Below are 20,418 nucleotides of genomic sequence, written 5' to 3'. Positions count from 1 at the left end.
GCGTCTCCTCGGCAGTCGGCGTGCGCGGTCGTGTCGGCCGCACACCGGTGGTGTGTGGATGACCGCGGGGCCCAGGCGTCCGACCCGACGTCGCGGGAGCTACGTCGCTCCCCGGTGGTGACCCACCTGTGCGCCAGTCGCGACCCGCCCAGACTAGCAACGCCGCGCGGGCTCCGGGTGCGGCGTCCGCGGACGGGACCTCAGGCCGAGGCGGGCGCCTCGGAGTCGTCGCCGAGGATCCGGCGCAGGTACGCGTACGTGAGGTCCCCGACGGTCTGGTCGTGCTCGTGGGTGTAGCCGTGCTTCTCGTACAGCGCGAGGTTGTGCACGGAGTCGCGCCCGGTGAACACCCAGACCTCCTCCACGTCCTCCGGCAGGTGCGGGAGGATCGCCAGCAGCAGCTGGGTCCCGACGCCGTGGCCCTGCTGGTCCGGCGCCACGGCGAACCGGCCGAGCGTGGCCTTCTTGCCCTCGAGCACCACGCGGATCGACCCGACCAGCCGGTGCCCGGCCCACGCGCCGAGCGTGATGACGCCCTCGGTCGCGAGGTCGGTGCGGAGCTCGGACAGCGTCTGGGTCAGCGGCGGGATGTGCGGGTCGTCGTACTGCTGGGCCTCGGTGACGAACGCGGCGCGGCGCAGGGTCAGGAGCTCGCCGGCGTCGGCGTCGACGACGGGTCGGATGGTCACCTCGGTCTCGCTCATGCCCCCCATCGTCTCAGGCCCTCCGCGACCTCGACCACCCACAGGTCCCGACGCGCGGGTGAACGGCCGGATCCCGGGCACCCCCGACCCGTTCGCCGCGGCGCGGGTACCCTCCGGTCTCATGTCGACGACCGCGACCTCCTGGGTGCTCTCGCTCTCCTGCCCCGACCAGCCCGGCATCGTCGCCGCGGTCGCGGGGCTGCTCGCGGAGCACGGCGGGAACATCACCGAGTCGCAGCAGTTCGGCGACCCGCTCTCGGGCCTGTTCTTCATGCGCGTCGAGGTCGAGGCGCACACCCCGCGCGCCGACCTGGAGTCCGCGCTCGCCGCCCTGGCCCCGCGGTTCGGCCTGCAGTGGTCGCTCGACGTGGCCGGCCGCAAGATGCGCACCCTGCTGCTCGGCTCGACGACCGCGCACTGCGTCAACGACCTGGCGTTCCGGCAGCGGTCGGAGGGCCTGCCGATCGACATCGTGGGCCTCGTGTCGAACCACACCGTGCTCAGCGACATGGCGGCGTTCTACGACATCCCGTTCCACCACGTCCCGGTCACGAAGGACACCAAGGCGCAGGCCGAGGCGGAGCTGCTCCGGCTCGTGGAGGAGCTCGACGTCGAGCTGGTCGTCCTGGCCCGGTACATGCAGATCCTGTCCGACGACCTGTGCCGCGCGCTGGCCGGCCGGATCATCAACATCCACCACTCGTTCCTGCCGTCGTTCAAGGGCGCGCGCCCGTACGGCCAGGCGCACGACCGCGGCGTGAAGCTCATCGGTGCGACCGCGCACTACGTGACCGGCGACCTCGACGAGGGGCCGATCATCGAGCAGGACGTGGAGCGGGTCGACCACACCCGCGGCGTCGAGGACCTCGTGGCCCTGGGCCAGGACGTCGAGCGCCGGGCGCTGGCCCGCGCGGTCCGCTGGCACGCGGAGCACCGCGTGCTCCTGGACGGCCACCGCACCATCGTCTTCCGCTGACCGCGGGCGCGTCCGGCCCGCGCGGAGCTCAGAGCGCCGCGGGGCGGGTCGGCCGGGCGAGCCGGCCGGTCGGGGTGATGCCCGTGATCGCGGCGATCAGGTCCTCGTAGGACGCGTGCTGCGCGTCGAAGTCGCCGTTGATCCGGCCGAGCCGCAGCACGACGATCCGGTCGGCGACGGCCTGCACGTCCACCATCGAGTGGCTGATCATCACGACCCCGAGGCCGGACTCCCGCAGCCGCTCGACCATGTTGAGCACCTCGGCGGTCTGGGAGATGCCGAGCGACGCCAGCGGCTCGTCCAGGACGACGACGCGCGGCTCCCCGACCAGGGTGCGCGCGACGGCGACGGCCTGCCGCTGCCCGCCGGACAGCGCGCGCACCGGCGCCCGCACCGACGGGACGCGCGCGGCGAGCTGGCCCAGCACCTCCCAGGCGCGGCGCTCCATCCGGCGCTCGTCGAGCATCCCGGCGCGGCGGAGCTCCTGGCCGAGGAACAGGTTCTGCACGACGTCGAGGTTCTCGGCGAGCGCGAGGTCCTGGAACACGGCGGCGATGCCGAGGTCCCGGGCGGCGCGCGTCGAGGACAGGGTCACGGGCGTGCCGTCGACCTCGATGCGGCCGGCGTCGGGCGCGAGGGCGCCGGACATGACCCGGGCCAGCGTCGACTTGCCGGCGCCGATGTCGCCGACGATGGCGACCACCTCGTGGGCGTGGATGTCGAGGTCCACGTCGACGAGCGCGCGCACGGCGCCGTAGTTGCGGGAGACCCCCCGCACCGACAGGACGGGTGTCGTCACCTCGGCCCCTCCTCCGCTGCGTCCTTGCCGCGCGCCGTGCTGCACCGGTTCATCCTGCCACCGCCATCGACTGCGCAATACCGGCGTGGTCCAGCGCGAGGGCGAGCGCGCCGCGCACCTCCGCCGCGGTGCCGAGCTCGGACGGCACCACGTCGACCGGGCCCGCGGTGCTCGGCAGCGTGCGCTGCGCGAGGACGGACCGGAACGTGTCCAGCAGGATCGGCCCCGCCGAGGCGAGGCGCCCGCCGACGACGACGAGCTCCGGGTCGAACAGGTTGCACGTGTTCGCGGCGGCCACGGCCAGCGCGCGCCCGGCGTCGGAGATCACCCGCCGGCACCCCGGGTCGCCCTCCTGCGCGCGGGCGATGACGTCGGGCAGCGTCAGGTGCCCGTGGCTGGACGCGAGCATCGACAGCAGCGCGGGCGCACCGATGAACGTCTCCAGGCAGCCCCGGTTGCCGCACCGGCAGATCGGCCCGTTGTCGTCGATCGTGATGTGCCCGAACTCCCCCGCCGCGCCGGAGCGGCCGTGGAAGATCCGCCCGTCGACGACCAGGCCGCTGCCGACGCCGTGCGACACCCGCAGGTAGAGCACGTGCCGCCTGCCGCGCGCGGCGCCGAGCCGCAGCTCCGCCAGCGCGCCGAGGTTCGAGTCGTTGTCGACCTGCACCGGGACGCCGAGCCGCCGCTCCAGCACCTCGGGCACGGACACCCCGTCCCAGCCGCGCAGCACGCCGACCGACACGATCCGCCCGGACTCGGGATCCACGGGCGCGGGCACGCCCACGCCGACCGCCAGCACCTCGGACATCGTGGCGTCCACGGAGTCGACGAGCTCGGTCAGCAGCAGGGAGGCGCGTTCCAGGCCGGCGTCGGCGCGGTGGTCCGGCGGCAGGGGCATGCGCTGGTCGGCGACGATCCGGTGCGCGACGTCCGCGACGGTGACGCGCAGCGACCGGGAGCCGAAGTGGATGCCGCCGACCAGGCCGAGGTTCCGTGCGAGGGTCACCTGCTGGGCGCGGCGCCCGCTGCGGGAGGTGGGCGTGGTGTTGAGCACGCCCGCGCCGGTGAGCTCCTTGACGATGTTCGACACCGTGGCGGGTGACAGCCCCGTCACACCGGCCAGCTCGACCTGCGTGAGGGAGCCACGCTGCTGGACGGCACTCACGATCCGGGCGCGGTTGGCTTCACGGAGTGAAGATTGAGAGCCCGGGGTCACCCGATCAGTGCCCACGCCGTCGAGGATACAGCCGCCCGCACCTCCGGCGTGACGTCGCGACGGGCACGCGGCGGTGGCTTCACGACGTGACGTCAACCGCGCGCGACGGCCCACCCGGCCGCGACGACGACCGGCCGCTGCCCGCGGGTGCGGGGCGGCGGCCGGTGCGGTCGCGGGGTGGGTCAGCCCAGGCGCGCGGCCAGGTTCTCGTCCAGCGCGGCGAGGAAGTCCTCGGTGGTCAGCCACGCCTGCTCCGGGCCGACGAGGAGCGCGAGGTCCTTGGTCATCTTGCCGCTCTCGACGGTCTTCACCACGACGTCCTCGAGGGTCTCCGCGAACTGCGTGACCTCGGGGGTGCCGTCCAGCTTGCCGCGGTGCTTCAGGCCGCCGGTCCACGCGAAGATCGACGCGATCGGGTTGGTCGACGTCGGCTTGCCCGCCTGGTGCTGGCGGTAGTGCCGGGTCACGGTGCCGTGCGCGGCCTCGGCCTCGACGGTCCGGCCGTCGGGGGTCATGAGGACCGAGGTCATGAGTCCGAGCGAGCCGAAGCCCTGCGCGACGGTGTCGGACTGGACGTCGCCGTCGTAGTTCTTGCAGGCCCAGACGTAGCCGCCCTCCCACTTCATGGCGGAGGCGACCATGTCGTCGATCAGGCGGTGCTCGTAGGTGAGCCCGGCCTCGGCGAACGCGGCGGCGAACTCGGTGTCGAACACCTCCTGGAACAGGTCCTTGAACCGGCCGTCGTAGGCCTTGAGGATCGTGTTCTTGGTGGACAGGTACACCGGGTACTGCCGCTGCAGGCCGTACGCGAACGAGGCGCGCGCGAAGTCGCGGATCGACTCGTCGAAGTTGTACATGGCCATCGCGACGCCGCCGGCCTCGGGGTAGGTGACGACCTCCTGCTGGATCGGCTCGGAGCCGTCCGCGGGGGTGAACGTCAGGGTCAGCGTGCCCGCGCCCCGCACGGTGAAGTCGGTCGCCTTGTACTGGTCGCCGTGGGCGTGGCGGCCGATGATGATCGGCTTGTTCCAGCCCGGCACCAGGCGCGGGATGTTGCTGATGATGATCGGCTCGCGGAACACCACGCCGCCGAGGATGTTGCGGATCGTCCCGTTCGGTGAGCGCCACATCTTCTTGAGGCCGAACTCCTCGACCCGGGCCTCGTCCGGGGTGATCGTCGCGCACTTGACGCCGACGCCGTGCTCCTTGATCGCGTGCGCGGCGTCGACCGTGACCTGGTCGTCCGTCGCGTCGCGGTTCTCGATCGAGAGGTCGTAGTAGCGCAGGTCGATGTCGAGGTACGGATGGATCAGGCGGTCCTTGATGAACTGCCAGATGATCCGCGTCATCTCGTCACCGTCGAGCTCGACGACCGGTCCAACCACCGTGATCTTCGCCATGGGCGCCAGATTACTTGACGTCGAGAGACTTCGCGGCCCGCGACCGCGCCGATGTCCAGGCGCCGCACAGCCGACCGTGGCATGCTGGACGGATGTGCCCGGCCCGGGTGCGGGACCACCGCCCGGCGCCGGACCGGCGCCGAGCACCCCGCCCTCCGCGGGGCCGCGCCGCCACCGCACCCCGGACGAACGGATGAACATGCCTCAGGACAAGCCCGAGCCCGCCGAGGTCCCGGACGGCCCCGCCGAGAGCACCGCGCCCGCCGCGCCGCCCGCGCAGCCCGCGCCCGCCGCGCAGCCCACCGCCGCCCCGGCCCCCGCCGCCGCCCCCGCGCCCGCCGCGGTCCCCGTCGGCTACGGCGCCGCGAGCGGCTACGGCACCGCGCGGCCCGCCCCGGTCGACGTCGAGGCCGGCGAGGTCGAGATCGCGGCCGTGCGCGCCACGCTCACCGGCCCGTCGCTCGTCGCCCGCGTCGGCGCCGAGCTGTTCGGCACCTTCGTCGTGCTGCTCGCCGGCCTGGGGGCCGCGCTGTTCGCGTCGGTCACCGGCGCGGGTGTCATCGGCGTCGCGCTCGGCTTCGGGTTCGGCACGATCGGCGCGTTCATCGCGGTGGCGCACGTCTCGGGCGGGCACTTCAACCCGGCGATCACCCTCGGCTCGGCGCTCGCCGGCCGCACCCCGTGGGGCCACGTGGTCCCCTACTGGCTGGCGCAGCTCGTCGGCGGCGCGCTCGCCGCGGCCGTGCTGTTCGTCGCCAGCACGTCGCTGGAGGCGCTGACCGGCAACGAGCGGTCGTTCTTCAGCGGCACCGCGAACGGCTTCGAGGCCCACTCCCCGATCGCGCAGTCGACGGGCGGCACCGGCTTCGGGCTGCTCGCGGCGCTGCTGATCGAGGCCGTCCTCGCCGCGATCCTCGTCGGCGTCTACCTGGGCGCGACCGACCGGCGCGGCACCCGCCAGCAGGCCGCGTTCGCGGTCGGCCTGACGGTCGCGTTCGCCGTGCTCGTCGCCTACCCGGTCACCGGCGGCGCCCTGAACCCGGCGCGCGCCACGGCCGCGGCGATCTTCTCGGAGTCCTGGGCCTGGGGCCAGCTCTGGGTGTTCTGGGTCGCGCCGCTGGTCGGTGCGGCGATCGCGGCGCTGCTGTACCGCGCCTTCGCCGCGGAGCCGCAGGACGACGACCTGCTGGACGAGGAGATCGAGCTGGACGAGGTCGAGGTCGAGGTGCAGCCGCAGCGCTGACCTCCGCACGACGCGCCCGCGGGGCGGCGGCCCGGTCCGGGTCGCCGCCCCGCGGCGTGTCCGGGCCGGCGCCGGCTCAGGAGCCGGCTCAGGGGACGACGGGGACCGGGACGATCTGGGACAGCACGCCGATCGCGATCGCCAGCGCCGCGAGCACCGTGACGTCGGTGACCCGGCTGCGGACGACGAGGGCGGCCGGCCCACCGCGCACCACCCCGCGGACGACGGCGCAGCACGCGAGGAAGACCGCCAGCACGAGCGCGCCCGTCGGCGTGCCCGCGACGACCGCGACCGCCACGCTGAGGGCGACGGCGCCCGAGACCACCCACAGCGACCAGTTCCGGTCGGCGGCGAGCGAGGCCCGCGCGATGGCCCGGGGGTCGAGCGGGCGGCCCTCGGCGTCGAACCGCTCCTCCGTGGGCGGGACCGGATCGGGCAGCGGGAGGGGCGTGTCCTCGCGGCTCACGTCACGCTCCCTCCGGCCGGTTCCGCGCGACCTCCGCGCGCCGGGTCCGAGGGTACCCCCGTCCCCTGCGGGCGGACCCGCGGCCTGCGCGGCTACCGTGGCGGGGTGCCCGCACCCGGTCGTCCCGACGCCCTCGCCCCCGCGCCCGGCCGGACCGCGGCGCCGCCCGGGTCCGTGGTCGTCGTCGGGGCCGGGCTCGCCGGGGCGCGCACCGTCCTCGAGCTCCGGGCCCAGGGGTTCACGGGCCGGGTGACCGTGCTCGGCGCCGAGCCCGTCGCACCGTACGACCGGCCGCCGCTGTCGAAGCACCTGCTGGACCGCCCGGCGCCCGCGTGGCTGGCCGACGAGCTCGGCGCGGACGCGCTCGCGCTCGCCGACGAGGTGCGGCTCGGCACCGCGGCGACCGGGCTGGACCTCGCGGGGCCCGGGGTCGTCGTGCGCACCGCGGACGGCACCGTCGCGGCGGACGCCGCGGTGCTCGCGACCGGCGCCGCCGCGGTCCGGCCGCCCGCGTGGCCGAGCGCCCTGACGCTGCACACCGCGGCGGACGCAGAGCGGCTCCGGGCCGCCCTCGGCGGCGGGCGGGCCGCGGGGGTGCGGCTCGTCGTCATCGGGGCGGGCTGGGTCGGCGCGGAGGTCGCGACGGTCGCCGCCGCCGCGGGTGCGGACGTCACGGTGGTGGAGGCGCGCGAGGCGCCGCTCGGCACGGTGCTGGGCGCGGGGGTCGGGGCGCTGACGGTGCCCTGGTACGCCGCCGCGGGGGTGCGGCTGCGCACCGGGGTCGCGGTCGCCGCGGTCGAGGCCGGCGCGGTGACGCTCGCCGACGGCGAGGTGCTCCCGGCCGACGCGGTCCTCGCGGCCGTCGGCGCCCGGCCGGCGACCGGCTGGCTGGCGGGCGCCCTGCCGGTCGGCCCGGACGGCGCGGTCCGCGTGGACGAGGCGCACGCCCCCGTCGACGGGCCGGCGCACGTGCGCGTCGTGGGCGACGCGGCCACCCGGCGCTCCGCGCGGCACGGCTGGGTGCCCGGCGGGCACTGGGACGCGGCGCTCCGCGGCCCGGCCACCGCCGTCGCGGGGCTGCTCGGCCACCCGCCCGCCGAGCCCGACCCCGCGCCGTACGTGTTCTCCACCCAGCTCGGGCACGAGCTGGCGCTGCACGGCCTGCCGGGCGACGGCGACGAGCTGGTGCTGCGCGGCGACCCCGCGGGCGGCGAGGGCTGGTCGGCGCTCTGGTTCGCCCCCGGCTCCGACCGGCTCACCGCGGTGTTCACCGTGGACCGGCCGCGGGACGTCGGCGGGGCGCGGCGGCTGTTCTCCGGGCCGGCGCTGCCGGTGCTCGACCGGGCCCGGGCGGCGGACCCGGGCGTGCCGCTCGCGCGGACGCTGGCCGGCTGACCTCCGTCAGGGCGTCGGGTCGGCCGTCGCGCCCGGGTCCGCCGACGCCGTCGGGCTCGGCGACGCCGCCGCCTCCGCCGCGGCCGCCTCGTCGGCGAGCTGGGTGCTCACCTGCTCGATGAAGGCCGTGAGCGCGTCCGGGTCGTCGAGCGCGCCCGTGTACTCCTGCCCCCCGACCAGCAGCACCGGGCTGGTGGTCACCGCGCCGACGTCGAACGGGACCGCCTGCGCCGCGCGGTCGGTGGCCTCCCGGGCCCAGTCGGTGAACGACCCGGAGGTCACGCAGCCGGCGACGGTCTCGTCGGTCACCCCGGCGTTCTGCACCAGAGCCACCAGGTCGTCGTCGTCCAGGCCGTCCTCGTCGAGGTCGGGCTGGGCGGCCAGCAGCGCGTCGTGCACGCTCAGCGCGGAGTCCGGCGCCGTGTCCGCCACGCACGCCAGCGCGCCGGCCGCGCGCAGGGAGTAGTCGCCCTCCGCGCCGTCCGCGCCGTCCGCGAGCGCCAGCGGGTGCAGCTCGAGCGTCGCGTACCCCGCCGTGACCCACTCCTCGACCGCCGCGCCGTTCGCCGACCAGAACGCCGCGGCCTCCGGCGAGCGGTAGTCGAGGTAGAGCACGAGGTCCAGCACGCCGGAGGTCCGGTCGACGGCCGTGGCGATCGGCGAGTCCCCGGGGTCGAGCGCGCCGGTGCGCCCGGCGGTCACCGCGCTCCCGTCGCCGCCGAGCACGATGCCGTCGGACTCCATGTTCAGCGGCCCGATCTGCCCCGCCCGCACGGACGCCTGCACCGCGAGCGCCGCCACCACCCCCGCGGCGACCACCGCGGTGCCCGCCCCGGCCCAGCCGAGCCGCCGGTTGCGCCGTCGCCGTCGCTCCTGCCGCTCCCGCTCGATCCGGGCGAGCTCCCGGGCGAGCGCCTTGCGGTCCTTCTTGGGGAGCTTCGCCATCGCGGCGGGGCGTGCGGTCATCGGTGGCTTCCTGGTGCGGGGCGGGTCGGGTCCGGCGGCGGCGCGGCCGTCACCAGCGCCGACGCTGCCGCCGAACCCTGGCACGACCCTGAGCCGCGCCTGGAACCAGCCTGTGCGGTGCCCGGTCAGGCGCGCCGCACGCGCAGCGTCACCAGCTGGAACGGCCGCACCTCCAGCACCGCCGTGCCGTCCGTCCCCGCGCCCGTGAGCGCCCGCGCCGGCACCTCGCGCTCGAGCAGGTCGACCTCCGCGACCCCGGCGGCCGGGAACCCCGGCGCGACCTCGGCCCGGGCCCGGGCGCCGTGCGCCTCGTAGAGCCGGACGACGACGTCCCCGGACCCGTCGTCCGCGAGCTTGACGGCCTCGACCACGACCCCCGCGCCGGACACCGCGACCAGCGGTTCGACCCCGTGCGAGCCGCGGACCTCGCGCACGGGCAGGTTCGCCCGGTACCCGTCGACGACCGCCTCCGGGATGCCGGCGCCGACGTGCAGCACGGTGCGGAACCGGTGCCGGCCCTGGTCGGCCTCGGGGTCGGGGAACAGCGGGGCCCGCAGCAGCGACTGCCGCACGACCGTGGCGGTGCCGCCGTCCGGGCCCTCGACGCGGGTGACGTCGTGCCCGTAGGTGGCGTCGTTCGCGACGGACACGCCGTACCCGGGCTCGCCGACGTGCAGCCACCGGTGCGCGCAGATCTCGTAGCGGGCGACGTCCCAGGACGTGTTGGTGTGCGTGGGCCGCAGCACGTGCCCGAACTGGGTCTCGGCGGCGGACCGGTCGGCGTGCACGTCGAGCGGGAACGCGAGCTTGAGCAGCCGCTGCCGCTCGTGCCAGTCGACCTCGGTGTCGATCTCGACGGCCCGGGTGCCGGGCCGGAACGTCAGCTCCTGCACGATCGAGGAGTCGCCGACGCGCCGGGAGGTGCGGACGACCGCGCGGTCCGGCTTCTCCGCGACGACCTCGACGTCGTCGGCGTCGAGCAGGTCCTCGACGGTGCGCCGGTACTCGGCGTCGATGTCCCAGGCGTCCCACTGCCGGGGCACGTCCCGGTGCACCTGCAGCAGGTTGGCGACGGTGCCGGGCGCGACGGCCTCGCGGTCGGCGACGAGGTCGCGCACCGACGCGAGCTGGCCGCCGGACGTGAGCCGGACGTCGAGCACGTCGGTGCGGACCCGCAGCGTGCCGTCGTCGGCGCGCAGCACCTCGACGGTCCCGGCCGCGGCACCGGACGCGTCCGCCGCGTCCGACGCCACGGCGCCGCCGAGCGCCGGGACGCCGTCCCGGGCGTGCGGCGCGGCGTTCAGCCGGACGGTCGCCGCGCCGTCGCCGACGAGGGCCGCGAGCGCCGCGCCGATCACGGCCTCCGCCCGCCGCTCGACGTCGGCGTACGCCTCCTCCGCCTGCCGGTACACCCAGCCGATCGAGGACCCGGGGAGGATGTCGTGGAACTGGTGCAGCAGCACGACGCGCCACAGCGCGCGCAGCTCCTCGGCGGGGTACGCCGCGCCGGCGCGGACCGCCGCGGTGGCGGCCCAGAGCTCGGCCTCGCGCAGCAGGTGCTCGCTGCGCCGGTTGCCGCGCTTCGTCCGGGCCTGGGACGTGTACGTCCCGCGGTGGTACTCGAGGTACATCTCCCCCGACCAGACGGCGCCGTCGTCGGCGAGCTCGGCGTCGGCCCGCGCGAAGAAGTCGTTCGGCGAGCCGAGCTCGACCTCGGGCAGGCCGCCGAGCGACCGCGCGCGGTCCGCCGCGGCGAGCATCTCCCGGGTGGGCCCGCCGCCGCCGTCGCCCCAGCCGAACGGGACGAGCGACTCGGAGGCGACGTCCTTGTCGGCGAAGTTCCGCTCCGCGTGCGCGAGCTCGCGCGGCGACAGGTCGGAGTTGTAGGTGTCGACCGGCGGGAAGTGCGCGAGCACCCGGGAGCCGTCGATGCCCTCCCACCGGAAGGTGTGGTGCGGCATCCGGTTGGTGTCGTTCCACGACAGCTTCTGCGACAGGAACCACCGCGAGCCGGCGGCGCGGACGATCTGCGGCAGCGCCCCGGTGTACCCGAACGAGTCGGGCAGCCAGACGTCCTGCGTCTCGACGCCGAGCTCCTCGAGGAAGTACCGCTTGCCCTCGACCATCTGCCGGGCCAGCGCCTCGCCCCCGGGCATGTTGGTGTCCGACTCGACCCACATGCCGCCGACCGGGACGAACTGCCCCGCGGCGACCTTGGCCCGGATCCGCTCGAACAGCTCCGGGTGCCGCTCGGCGACCCAGGCGTACTGCTGCGCGGACGAGCACGCGAACACGAAGTCGGGCCGCTCGTCCATCAGGGCGACGACGCTGGCGAACGTCCGCGAGCACTTGCGCACCGTCTCCCGCGCGGGCCACAGCCACGCGGAGTCGATGTGCGCGTGCCCGGTCGCGAGCACCCGGTGACCGCCGGGGACCGCGGGCACGTCGAGCACCGGCCGCAGCACCGCGCGGCCCGCGGCGGCGGTGCCGGCGACGTCGAACGGGTCCACCGCGTCCACCACGAGGTCGAGCGCCCGGAGCACCCGGGCGTACCGGGTGGAGCCGGGGTCGGCCACCTCGACCAGCCCCTGCAGCGCGAGCAGGTCCTGCCAGAGCTCCCAGACCTCCACGTCGCGCAGCACCACGTCGGCGGACCGCAGCGCGTACAGCGGTTCGGTCCCGGCGGTGAGCGGGTCGCCGAGCGGTGTGGGGCCGTACCAGGTGCTGCTCCCGACGTCCGGGTTGCCGGCCGCCTCGACGTACACGTCCACCGCGGCGTCCGCCCACGGCACCGCCTGGTTGCGCGGGGACAGCCCCTTGACCGCCGTGCCGTCGGGCCGCAGCACCAGCCCCTCGGCCTGGAACCCGGGCTGCGTGGTGGTGAACCCGAGGTCGATCGCGAGCTCGACGGCGTGCCGCCCGGACCGTACCGCCTCGGACGCCGCCCACTGGGGCGGCACCGCGCCGGTCATCCGGAACCACGTGGTGCTCCACGGCGCGCCCCAGGGCGTCCCGGGGGGCGCATCGGCGTAGGGCTGCCGGACGGCCTCCGCGAACGGCACCGGCTCCCCCGGCGCGGTCCAGGCGGTGACGGCGAGCGGCACGCGACCGGCGACGAGGGCGGGCGTGAGGCGCTCGTGCAGGAACCGCTGGGTGCGCTGCAGGACGCGGGCGGCGTGGGCGTCGAGGGGCATGGGTCACCTTCCGTGGGATGGGCGTGGGGCACGGGCGCGGGCGTCAGCCCTTGACGGCCCCGGACATCGCGAACGAGCCGCCCGAGAACCGCTGCACCAGCAGGTACAGCACGAGGACCGGGACGGAGTAGAGGATCGAGAAGGCCGCGAGCCGGCCGTAGGCGACGGTGCCGTACGTGCCGAAGAACGAGTAGATCGCGACGGCCGCCGGCTGGTTGTCCGGCGAGAACAGCAGGACGAACGGGACGAAGAAGTTCCCCCACGCCCCCGTGAACACGAAGATGAACACCACCGCGATCCCCGGGCGCATGAGCGGCACGACGATGCGGCGCAACGCGGTCATCGACCCCGCGCCGTCCACCCACGCGGCCTCCTCCAGGGACACCGGCACGGAGTCCATGAAGTTCTTGGTCATCCAGATCGCCATGGGCAGCGACGTCGCCGCCAGGAAGAACACCGTGCCGGGCACCGAGTCCAGCAGCCCGAGGTTCACGAACAGCGCGTAGACCGGGACCATCATCGCGGTGATCGGCAGGCAGGTGCCGAACAGGATCGTGTAGAGGAACGGCTTGCGGAACCGCATCTGGTACCGGGACAGCGGGTAGGCCGCGAGCACCGACGCCAGCACGGTGATGACCGCCGTCCCGCCGGAGATGACCGTGGAGTTCCACAGCGGCCGGAACGTCCCTTCCCAGGTGAGGATCTCCGCGAAGTTGTCCCGGGTGAACGTCTCCGGCACCTTCACGGACACCGTCGCCGCCGGGTCGAGCGACGCGAGCACGATCCACGCGAGCGGCACGAGGAACGCGATCCCGACGGCGACCAGCGCGACCGCGACGAGCACCCGGCCCGTGCGCCGCCGGGGCGCGGCGACCGAGGGCACCCGGCGCTCCCGGCGGGGCCGGCCCGGGACGGCCGCGGGGGCCGTCGGGGCGGTGAGCGCGGCCATCAGTCCACCTCCGGCTTGAGCACGCGGATGTACACGATCGAGAACACCGCGCCGACGACGAGGGTCACCGTGGCGATGGCGGTGCCGTAGCCGACCTGGGCGAACTTGAACGCCTCCTGGTACGCCAGCACGGGCAGCGTCGAGGAGTCGGTGCCGGGCCCGCCGCCGGTCATCACCCAGATCAGGGTGAACACCGCGAGGGTCTGCAGCGTCGTGAGCATGAGGTTGGTCGACACGGACCGGCGGATCATCGGCAGCGTGATCCGGAAGAACCGCTGCGGCCCGGTCGCGCCGTCGATGGCGGCGGCCTCCGTGACGTCCGGGGGCACCTCCGACAGCGCCGCGCCGTAGACCATCATCGAGAACGCGGTGCCCCGCCAGATGTTCGCGAGGATCACGGACAGCATCGGCAGCGAGATCAGCCACGTCGGCCCCTCGAGCCCGACCCAGCCGAGCACCTGGTTCAGCGTGCCGTCGGTGGAGAAGAAGGCGTACAGCGCGAACGCCGCGACGATCTCCGGCAGCACCCACGCCATGACCACCAGCGCCGACACCACCGCGCGCAGCGGCCGGGCGGAGGCCCGCAGCAGCAGCGCGAGGACCATGCCGAGCACGTTCTGCCCGATCACCGCGGACGCCCCGACGAACACGACGGTCAGCACGACGGCCTTCCAGAACCCGTCGTCGGTCAGCAGCGCGGCGTAGTTGTCCAGCCCGACGAACTCGGGGTTCGCCGCCCGGTAGCCGGTGAGCGCCTGGTTCGTGAGCGACCCGTAGAACGACCACAGCACCGGGCCGGCCAGGAACACCAGCATGAGGACCACCGCGGGCAGCAGCGGGACCAGCCGCAGCGCGGTCCGGCCCGGCCGGCGGCGGGGGCGGGGCAGCCCGCCGCCCGCCGCCGTCCGGTCGAGGGGGATCGCGGTCATCAGCCCGCGGCCTGCGTGGCGTCGTCACCGACGATGGACACCAGGCCCTCGTCGTACAGCGCGGCCGCCTCCTCCGGCGTGGCCTGCCCCGTGGCCACCGACTCCGCGGCGACCTGGATGTTGGAGGAGATCTGCGAGTAGTCCGGGGTCGCCGGGCGGAAGTGGGTGTACTCGACGAGGGAGCTGAAGAACTCGAACGACGGGTTGTAGCCCAGGTACTCCGGGTCCTCCGCGACGTCCGTGCGCACCGCGATCTGGCTGTTCTCGGTGTCGTACTTGAGCGAGTTCTCGCGGTTCAGCGCGGTGGCGATGAAGTCGAACGCCGCCTGCGGGTCGCCGGCGTGCGCCCCGACCGCGAGCGTCCAGCCGCCGGACATCGAGGTGAAGCCGGGCTCCTGGCCGTCCTGCGTCGGCATGGCCGCCATGCCGAGCGTCTGCTCCCACTCGGGCCAGGCGTTGTCACCGCTGATCCAGCCACCGGGCAGCCACGACCCGTCGAGGGCGATCGCGAGCTCGCCCTGCGGCAGCAGCTCGGTGGCGACGCGGGCGCCGACGGAGGCGTCGAGCGCGATGTCCAGCGACGGGGCGAGGCCCTCGGAGTAGATGGTCTCGAGGAACCCGAGCGAGTCGACGAAGCCCTGCGAGCCGGTGATCCACTTCTGGCTGTCGGCGTCGTAGAGCTGGTCGTCGGTGCCGTACAGCAGCATCTCGAAGCCCTGCATCGTGGTGGCCTCGCCGGCGGCCTTGCCCGCGTAGACGTTGATCGGCGTCACGTCCGGCACCTTCTCCTTGATGGTGCGCGCGGCGGTGAGGACGTCGTCCCAGGTCTCCGGCTGCCAGTCCGTCGGCAGGCCGGCCTGCGCGAACAGGTCCTTGTTGTAGTAGAGCCCGCGGGTGTCGGTCCCCATCGAGACGCCGTACACCGAGCCGTCGTCGCCGAGGCCCGCCTGCCGGGCGTTCTCGGGGAACTGGTCCCAGTCCTCCCAGGCCTCGACGTACTCGTCGATCGGCAGCAGGTATCCCGCCGCGGCGTCGGACCGGATCTGGAACGTGTCCTCGTAGATGACGTCGGGCGCGGTGTCCGCGGACCCGTTCATGAGCGCGAGCTTGGTGAAGTACTGATCCTGCTCGGCCTCGATGGCCACCAGGTCGACGGACATGCCCTCGTTCGCGGCCTCGTACTCGGACTTGGCCTTCTGCAGCAGGTCGTCGAGCTGCACGAACTGCGCGGTCTTCTGATAGGCGACGGTGAGGGTCGTGTCGTCGCCCCCGCCACCTCCGCCCCCGTTGCTGCACGCCGCGAGGGCGAGGACGGCGACGCCGGACAGGGCGACGAGACGGGTCTGCAGACGCATGGATGCTCCTTTGCTCCACGTGCACGGTCCGGGCGGCGCTGCCGGGACCCGATAACTACAACGTCTGGACGAATTGCTGTCAAGGGGGTGGTGTGACCCGTGACACAACCGTGACGCCGGGGACGTGTCAAAGATGTTTGACATCCCGCGCCGGCCGCCCTACGGTCGTCGTGTCAAACATCTTTGACATCGGGAGCGGGGAACCATGTCCTACCAGGAGAAGAACACCTGGGCCTTCGGCGTGATCGCCGTCCTCGGGTACGGGATCTACGTCGCCGTCGTCCTGGGCCGGGCCGACGGCGGGCCGCTGACCGAGGTGGCGTACGCCGGCCCGATGCTGGCGAGCATCGGCGCCGCGGTCCTGGCCGGCATCGTCGCCGGGATCGTGCTCGGCGCCGCCTCCCCCGACCGGGCCGTCCGCGACGAACGGGAGCGCGAGATCGAGCGGCTGGGCGAGCACGTCGGGCAGGCGTTCCTGGTCCTCGGCGGCCTCGGCGGTCTGGCGCTCGCGCTGCTGGAGGCGGACCCGTTCTGGATCGCGAACGTGCTCTACCTCGGCTTCGTGCTGTCGGCGGTGCTGTCCGCGGTCGCGCGGCTCGTCGCCTTCCGCCGGGGGGTCGGCCCGTGGTGAGGCCGACGGCGGTGACCAACCGCATCCGGGCGCTGCGCACGGAGCGGGGCCTCACGCAGGCCCAGCTCGCCGCGGCCCTGGGCGTCACCCGGCAGACCGTCATCGCCGTCGAGCAGGGGCGCTACTCGCCCTCGCTCGAGCTGGCGTTCCAGATCGCCCGCGCCCTCGGCCGGCCGATCGACCAGGTGTTCGCGTACGAGCCGGAAGGGGAGCGGTCATGAGGGCGGTGGTGCGGGAGCGGTACGGGGACTCGTCGGTGCTGCGGGTGGTGGAGCGGGCCGACCCGCCGGCGCCGGCACGCGACCAGGTGCTGGTGGCGGTGACGACCGCGGGCGTGAACATGGCGGACTGGCACCTCATGACGGGCCTGCCCTCGGTGGCCCGGCTGGCGTTCGGCGCGCGCGTGCCCCGGGAGCCCGGGATCGGCCGCGACGTCGCGGGCGTGGTGCGCGCGGTCGGGCCGGAGGTGACGGGGCTGCGGGCCGGGGACCGGGTGTTCGGCACCGCCCCGGCGGCCTTCGCGGAGCTCGCCCTGACCCGGGAGCGCGCGCTGGCCCGGATCCCGGACGGGGTCGCGCCGGAGGCGGCGGCCGCGCTGCCGACCGCGGGCACGACGGCCCTGCACGCCCTGCGCGGTGCGCGGGTCGAGCCGGGGTCCCGGGTGCTGGTGCTCGGCGCGGGCGGCGGCGTCGGCTCGCTGGCCGTGCGGCTCGCCGTCCTCGCGGGCGCCCGGGTGACGGCGGCGACCTCCGCCGGGAAGCTCGACGCGGTCCGCGCGCTCGAGCCGGAGGCGGTGGTGGACCGCGCCGACCGCGCCGCGTGGGGCGCCGGCTACGACGGGGTCGTCGTCACCGGTGGGCTGGACCCGCTGCGGGACCTGCGCCGGCTGCTCGCGCCGCGCGGCGCGCTCGCCCTGGTCGGCGCGGAGGGCGGCGGCGACGTGCTCGGCGGCGGCACGGCCCGGCAGCTGCGCGCGGCGCTGCTGTCCCCGCTCGTGCGGCAGCGGCTGGTCGGCGTGGTCTCCCGGGACAACCCGGCGGACCTGGGCCGGCTGCGCGACCTGCTCGCCTCCGGGGACCTCGTGCCCGCCGTCGAGCGGGTGCTGCCGCTCGACCAGGCCGCGGCGGCGATCGACCACCTGGCGTCGGGCGCGGCCCGCGGGAAGGTGCTGCTCGCGGTCAGCTGACCAGGAGCAGGTCCGTCGGCCGCGGGGTGAACGCCCGGCCCAGCAGGATGCACCCCGCGCCGACGGCGCCGACCTGCGGCCCGAACGCGGACGAGGCCACCGTCAGCGGGTGCCCGCCCGGCACCGGGTGCGCGGCGACCTCGGCGGCGAGCGCGTCCGCGGCGTGCGGGGCGATCCGGTCCCACAGCGGTCCCCCGACGAGGATCGCCGGCACGTCCAGCAGGTCGGTCAGCACGCCCGCCGCCATCCCGACCCGACGGCCCGCGAGCCGCAGCACGTCCCCCGCCCCGGCGTGGCCCGCGTCCGCGGCGGCGCACAGCGCCGTCACCGCGTCGTCCACGGCCCGCGGGTCCGTGCCGTCGCCCCAGTCCGGCAGCACGACCCCCGCCGCGCGGCCCTGCTCCGCGAGCGCCTCGGCCCGCAGGACGGCACCCAGGCAGCCGCGGCGCCCGCACCAGCACGGGGCGCCGTCCGGGTCGGCGATCAGGTGCCCGGACTCCCCCGCGTTGCCGGAGACGCCGCGCACCACCTCGTCGTGCAGCACCGTCGAGACCGCGACGCCCGTGCCGAGGTAGAAGAACACGAAGTCCGACGCCCGCTCCCCCGGGTGCCACAGGTGCGCGCACGCCGCCGCGATCACGTCCTTGTCCAGCACCGCGCGCAGGCCGGTCCGCTCGGCCACGGCGTCCCGCAGCGGCACGTCGTGCCAGCCCGGCAGGTGCGGGGGGTCGAGCACGACGCCGGCCTCGACGTCGATCGGCCCGGGCGCCGCGATGCCGACGCCGAGCACCCGGTCCCGGTCCACCCCGGCGCCGTCGAGCAGCCCCTCGATCTCGGCGGCCAGCCCGTCCAGCACCGCGTCGGGGTCCTCCGGCACCGGGGTCGGGACCTGCGCCCGCGCGAGCACGGCGCCCGACAGGTCCAGCAGCACGAACGTCATCGTCGCCGGGTCCAGGTGCACCCCGACCGCGAACCGGCTCCCCGGGTTCAGGCGCAGCAGCGTGCCGGGTCGCCCCGGGCCGCGGCGGGCCGCCTCGCCCTCCTCCACGACCAGGCCGAGGTCGAGCAGCCGCCGGGCCACGTTGGTGAGGGTCTGCGGCGACAGGCCGGTGCGGCGGGCGACCTCGGCGCGCGCGAGGCCGCCGCCGGCGCGCCGGATCACGTCCAGCACGACCGTCTGGTTGAAGTCGCCCATCCGCGGCAGGTTCGTCCCGCGCCGCATCACGCCTCCCGTCGACCGCTCGCCGGGGCGCCGCGGTGCGCCCGGACCGGTGGCTGCATCATGGCAGACCACCGGACGGGCGCCGCCGCGGGACGGGCCGCCGTGTCAGTGCGCGAAGTGCCGGGTGCCCGTCAGGTAGAGCGTGACGCCCGCGGCCTGCGCCGCCGCGACGACCTCCTCGTCCCGGACCGAGCCGCCGGGCTGCACCACCGCGCGCACACCCGCGTCCAGCAGCACCTGCAGGCCGTCCGCGAACGGGAAGAACGCGTCCGAGGCCGCGACCGCGCCCCGGGCCCGCTCGGCGTCGCCCGCGTTCGCCCGCTCCACCGCGAGGCGGCACGAGTCGACCCGGTTGACCTGACCCATCCCGACGCCGACGGACGCGCCGCCGTCGGCCAGCAGGATCGCGTTCGACTTCACGGCCCGCACCGCGCGCCAGGCGAACGCCAGGTCCGCGAGCGTCGCGTCGTCGGCGGCCCCGCCCGCGGCGAGCGTCCACGTCGCCGGGTCGTCGCCGGGGGCGTCGACGCGGTCGACCTCCTGCATCAGCAGACCGCCGCTGACCGGGCGGATCTCGACGCCGCCGGACGGGGCACCCTCGACGACCAGCAGCCGGATGTTCTTCTTCCGGGTCAGCACCTCGAGGGCCTCGGGCTCGAAGCCGGGCGCCACGACCACCTCGGTGAACACCTCCGCGATCTGCTCGGCCGCCGCGCGGGTGACCGTGCCGTTCGCCGCGATGACGCCGCCGAACGCCGAGACCGGGTCGCAGGCGTGCGCCTTCGCGTGCGCGTCTGCGATGTCCGCGCCGACGGCGATCCCGCACGGGTTGGCGTGCTTGATGATCGCGACCGCGGGGCCCTCGTGGTCGTGCGCCGCGCGCCAGGCCGCGTCCGCGTCGACGTAGTTGTTGTACGACATCGCCTTGCCGTGCAGCTGCGTCGCCTGCGCCAGGCCGGCCGGGCCGTGCCCGGAGGTGTAGACCGCGGCGCGCTGGTGCGGGTTCTCGCCGTACCGGAGCACGTCCGCGCGGTCCCAGGTCGCCCCGACCCAGGCCGGGAAGCCGGTGCTGACGCCGTCCACCTCGTCGGTCGTCGTGGCGACGTCGCCCATCCAGGACGCCACCGCGACGTCGTAGGTGGCGGTGTGCACGAACGCCTGCGCCGCCAGCCGGGTGCGCTCGGCCAGCGTGAAGCCGCCCGCGCCGACCGCCTCGACCACGTCGACGTAGGACGCCGGGTCCACGACGACCGCGACGCTCGGGTGGTTCTTCGCCGCCGCCCGGACCATCGACGGCCCGCCGATGTCGATCTGCTCGACGCACTCGTCCGGGGTCGCGCCCGATGCCACGGTCTGCGTGAACGGGTACAGGTTGACGACCACCAGCTCGAACGGCGCGACGCCCAGCTCGTCGAGCTGCGCCAGGTGCTCCGGGCGGCGGGTGTCCGCGAGGATGCCGGCGTGCACACGGGGGTGCAGCGTCTTGACCCGCCCGTCCAGGCACTCGGGGAACCCGGTGAGGTCCTCGACGCGCGTCACGGGGATGCCGGCGGCGGCGACGGTGCCCGCGGTGGAGCCGGTGGAGACCAGCTCGACGCCCGCGGCGTGCAGGGCGGTCGCGAGCTCGACCAGCCCGGACTTGTCGTAGACGGACAGCAGAGCGCGGCGCACGGGGCGGCGGGTGGCGTCCGCGGCGGGGTCGGCGACGGTCGGCAGCGGGGCGAGCTTCTCGTGGGACATGGCGGTCCTCCGGGTCGGGCGGGCACCACGGCGGGTGCCACGGT

18 protein-coding genes and 1 riboswitch are annotated in these 20,418 nt (G+C 75.3%); of the genes, 6 read left to right on the top strand and 12 right to left on the bottom strand.

Annotation, left to right across the window (positions count from 1 at the left end; translation table 11 throughout):
- Nucleotides 1–62: 62 nt before the first annotated feature.
- A riboswitch (ZMP/ZTP riboswitch) is annotated at nucleotides 63–151 on the bottom strand.
- Between the two features lie 49 nt (nucleotides 152–200).
- On the bottom strand, nucleotides 201–704 hold the full coding sequence (locus tag HNR08_RS12855; RefSeq protein ID WP_146836821.1) for a GNAT family N-acetyltransferase: 504 nt from the start codon (nucleotides 702–704) through the stop codon (nucleotides 201–203).
- A 121-nt stretch (nucleotides 705–825) separates the two neighbouring features.
- Between HNR08_RS12855 and purU the strand changes: the two genes are divergently transcribed.
- Nucleotides 826–1,680: a formyltetrahydrofolate deformylase gene (gene purU / locus HNR08_RS12850; protein ID WP_146836824.1), complete on the top strand. Its 855-nt coding sequence runs from the start codon at nucleotides 826–828 to the stop codon at nucleotides 1,678–1,680.
- A gap of 28 nt (nucleotides 1,681–1,708) precedes the next feature.
- Here purU and HNR08_RS12845 read toward each other — a convergent pair whose 3' ends face one another.
- From HNR08_RS12845 to HNR08_RS12835, 3 genes are all read right to left on the bottom strand, one after another.
- On the bottom strand, nucleotides 1,709–2,479 hold the full coding sequence (locus tag HNR08_RS12845) for an ATP-binding cassette domain-containing protein (RefSeq protein WP_146836827.1): 771 nt from the start codon (nucleotides 2,477–2,479) through the stop codon (nucleotides 1,709–1,711).
- A gap of 49 nt (nucleotides 2,480–2,528) precedes the next feature.
- Nucleotides 2,529–3,713 carry an ROK family transcriptional regulator gene (locus HNR08_RS12840; RefSeq protein ID WP_146836830.1) on the bottom strand — a complete coding sequence of 395 codons (1,185 nt, stop codon included), beginning with the start codon at nucleotides 3,711–3,713 and terminating at the stop codon, nucleotides 2,529–2,531.
- A gap of 167 nt (nucleotides 3,714–3,880) precedes the next feature.
- Nucleotides 3,881–5,098, bottom strand: a complete 1,218-nt coding sequence (locus HNR08_RS12835; protein ID WP_146836833.1) for an NADP-dependent isocitrate dehydrogenase — start codon at nucleotides 5,096–5,098, stop codon at nucleotides 3,881–3,883.
- Nucleotides 5,099–5,297: 199 nt separating this feature from the next.
- Here HNR08_RS12835 and HNR08_RS12830 point away from each other — a divergent pair, with 199 nt between their 5' ends.
- Nucleotides 5,298–6,341, top strand: a complete 1,044-nt coding sequence (locus HNR08_RS12830; protein ID WP_146836836.1) for an MIP/aquaporin family protein — start codon at nucleotides 5,298–5,300, stop codon at nucleotides 6,339–6,341.
- A gap of 88 nt (nucleotides 6,342–6,429) precedes the next feature.
- On the opposite strand, the gene HNR08_RS12825 is transcribed toward HNR08_RS12830, so the two are convergent.
- Nucleotides 6,430–6,807: a DUF3017 domain-containing protein gene (locus tag HNR08_RS12825; RefSeq protein WP_146836839.1), complete on the bottom strand. Its 378-nt coding sequence runs from the start codon at nucleotides 6,805–6,807 to the stop codon at nucleotides 6,430–6,432.
- 105 nt (nucleotides 6,808–6,912) lie between these two features.
- Between HNR08_RS12825 and HNR08_RS12820 the strand changes: the two genes are divergently transcribed.
- On the top strand, nucleotides 6,913–8,202 hold the full coding sequence (locus HNR08_RS12820; protein WP_246803044.1) for an FAD-dependent oxidoreductase: 1,290 nt from the start codon (nucleotides 6,913–6,915) through the stop codon (nucleotides 8,200–8,202).
- A gap of 6 nt (nucleotides 8,203–8,208) precedes the next feature.
- Here HNR08_RS12820 and HNR08_RS12815 read toward each other — a convergent pair whose 3' ends face one another.
- From HNR08_RS12815 to HNR08_RS12795, 5 genes are all read right to left on the bottom strand, one after another.
- Complete coding sequence (locus HNR08_RS12815) at nucleotides 8,209–9,168, bottom strand: DsbA family protein (protein WP_146836842.1); 960 nt, start codon at nucleotides 9,166–9,168, stop codon at nucleotides 8,209–8,211.
- Nucleotides 9,169–9,293: 125 nt separating this feature from the next.
- The gene (locus HNR08_RS12810) at nucleotides 9,294–12,362 is read right to left on the bottom strand and encodes an alpha-mannosidase (protein WP_146836845.1); all 3,069 of its coding nucleotides are present in this window, start codon (nucleotides 12,360–12,362) and stop codon (nucleotides 9,294–9,296) included.
- Nucleotides 12,363–12,405: 43 nt separating this feature from the next.
- Nucleotides 12,406–13,311: a carbohydrate ABC transporter permease gene (locus HNR08_RS12805; RefSeq protein WP_146836848.1), complete on the bottom strand. Its 906-nt coding sequence runs from the start codon at nucleotides 13,309–13,311 to the stop codon at nucleotides 12,406–12,408.
- A complete protein-coding gene (locus HNR08_RS12800; protein ID WP_146836851.1) occupies nucleotides 13,311–14,240 on the bottom strand; it encodes a carbohydrate ABC transporter permease in 930 nt (309 codons plus the stop codon). The genes HNR08_RS12805 and HNR08_RS12800 overlap by 1 nt, the downstream gene beginning before the upstream one ends.
- A complete protein-coding gene (locus tag HNR08_RS12795; protein ID WP_146836855.1) occupies nucleotides 14,240–15,595 on the bottom strand; it encodes an extracellular solute-binding protein in 1,356 nt (451 codons plus the stop codon). The genes HNR08_RS12800 and HNR08_RS12795 overlap by 1 nt, the downstream gene beginning before the upstream one ends.
- Before the next feature lie 205 nt (nucleotides 15,596–15,800).
- Between HNR08_RS12795 and HNR08_RS12790 the strand changes: the two genes are divergently transcribed.
- Genes HNR08_RS12790 through HNR08_RS12780 form a run of 3 tightly spaced genes read left to right on the top strand, consistent with a single transcriptional unit; the run spans nucleotide 15,801 to nucleotide 17,412 of the window.
- Complete coding sequence (locus HNR08_RS12790) at nucleotides 15,801–16,226, top strand: hypothetical protein (RefSeq protein ID WP_146836858.1); 426 nt, start codon at nucleotides 15,801–15,803, stop codon at nucleotides 16,224–16,226.
- A complete protein-coding gene (locus tag HNR08_RS21835) occupies nucleotides 16,220–16,447 on the top strand; it encodes a helix-turn-helix transcriptional regulator (RefSeq protein WP_168431918.1) in 228 nt (75 codons plus the stop codon). Before HNR08_RS12790 ends, HNR08_RS21835 begins: the two co-directional genes overlap by 7 nt.
- Nucleotides 16,444–17,412, top strand: coding sequence for an NAD(P)-dependent alcohol dehydrogenase (locus HNR08_RS12780; protein WP_146836861.1), 969 nt, complete (start codon nucleotides 16,444–16,446; stop codon nucleotides 17,410–17,412). The genes HNR08_RS21835 and HNR08_RS12780 overlap by 4 nt, the downstream gene beginning before the upstream one ends.
- On the opposite strand, the gene HNR08_RS12775 is transcribed toward HNR08_RS12780, so the two are convergent.
- On the bottom strand, nucleotides 17,405–18,634 hold the full coding sequence (locus HNR08_RS12775; RefSeq protein ID WP_146836864.1) for an ROK family transcriptional regulator: 1,230 nt from the start codon (nucleotides 18,632–18,634) through the stop codon (nucleotides 17,405–17,407). The two genes, HNR08_RS12780 and HNR08_RS12775, sit on opposite strands and share 8 nt — an antisense overlap.
- Before the next feature lie 105 nt (nucleotides 18,635–18,739).
- A complete protein-coding gene (gene purH, locus HNR08_RS12770) occupies nucleotides 18,740–20,374 on the bottom strand; it encodes a bifunctional phosphoribosylaminoimidazolecarboxamide formyltransferase/IMP cyclohydrolase (RefSeq protein WP_146836867.1) in 1,635 nt (544 codons plus the stop codon).
- Between the last annotated feature and the right edge of the window lie 44 nt (nucleotides 20,375–20,418).

Source organism: Cellulomonas hominis, assembly GCF_014201095.1.
Classification (GTDB): Bacteria; Actinomycetota; Actinomycetes; order Actinomycetales; family Cellulomonadaceae; genus Cellulomonas; species Cellulomonas hominis.
Note: the sequence above shows the minus strand (reverse complement) of the source record. Positions and strands in the feature narration are given on the sequence as shown.

Bases quoted from the DNA above. Each gene is read 5' to 3' on its own strand.
- HNR08_RS12855 (WP_146836821.1), bottom strand. From the start codon at position 704: ATGAGCGAGACCGAGGTGACCATCCGACCCGTCGTCGACGCCGACGCC.
- purU (WP_146836824.1), top strand. From the start codon at position 826: ATGTCGACGACCGCGACCTCCTGGGTGCTCTCGCTCTCCTGCCCCGAC.
- HNR08_RS12835 (WP_146836833.1), bottom strand. From the start codon at position 5,098: ATGGCGAAGATCACGGTGGTTGGACCGGTCGTCGAGCTCGACGGTGAC.
- HNR08_RS12830 (WP_146836836.1), top strand. From the start codon at position 5,298: ATGCCTCAGGACAAGCCCGAGCCCGCCGAGGTCCCGGACGGCCCCGCC.
- HNR08_RS12815 (WP_146836842.1), bottom strand. From the start codon at position 9,168: ATGACCGCACGCCCCGCCGCGATGGCGAAGCTCCCCAAGAAGGACCGC.
- HNR08_RS12810 (WP_146836845.1), bottom strand. From the start codon at position 12,362: ATGCCCCTCGACGCCCACGCCGCCCGCGTCCTGCAGCGCACCCAGCGG.
- HNR08_RS12805 (WP_146836848.1), bottom strand. From the start codon at position 13,311: ATGGCCGCGCTCACCGCCCCGACGGCCCCCGCGGCCGTCCCGGGCCGG.
- HNR08_RS12800 (WP_146836851.1), bottom strand. From the start codon at position 14,240: ATGACCGCGATCCCCCTCGACCGGACGGCGGCGGGCGGCGGGCTGCCC.
- HNR08_RS12795 (WP_146836855.1), bottom strand. From the start codon at position 15,595: ATGCGTCTGCAGACCCGTCTCGTCGCCCTGTCCGGCGTCGCCGTCCTC.
- HNR08_RS12790 (WP_146836858.1), top strand. From the start codon at position 15,801: ATGTCCTACCAGGAGAAGAACACCTGGGCCTTCGGCGTGATCGCCGTC.
- HNR08_RS12780 (WP_146836861.1), top strand. From the start codon at position 16,444: ATGAGGGCGGTGGTGCGGGAGCGGTACGGGGACTCGTCGGTGCTGCGG.
- HNR08_RS12775 (WP_146836864.1), bottom strand. From the start codon at position 18,634: ATGCGGCGCGGGACGAACCTGCCGCGGATGGGCGACTTCAACCAGACG.
- purH (WP_146836867.1), bottom strand. From the start codon at position 20,374: ATGTCCCACGAGAAGCTCGCCCCGCTGCCGACCGTCGCCGACCCCGCC.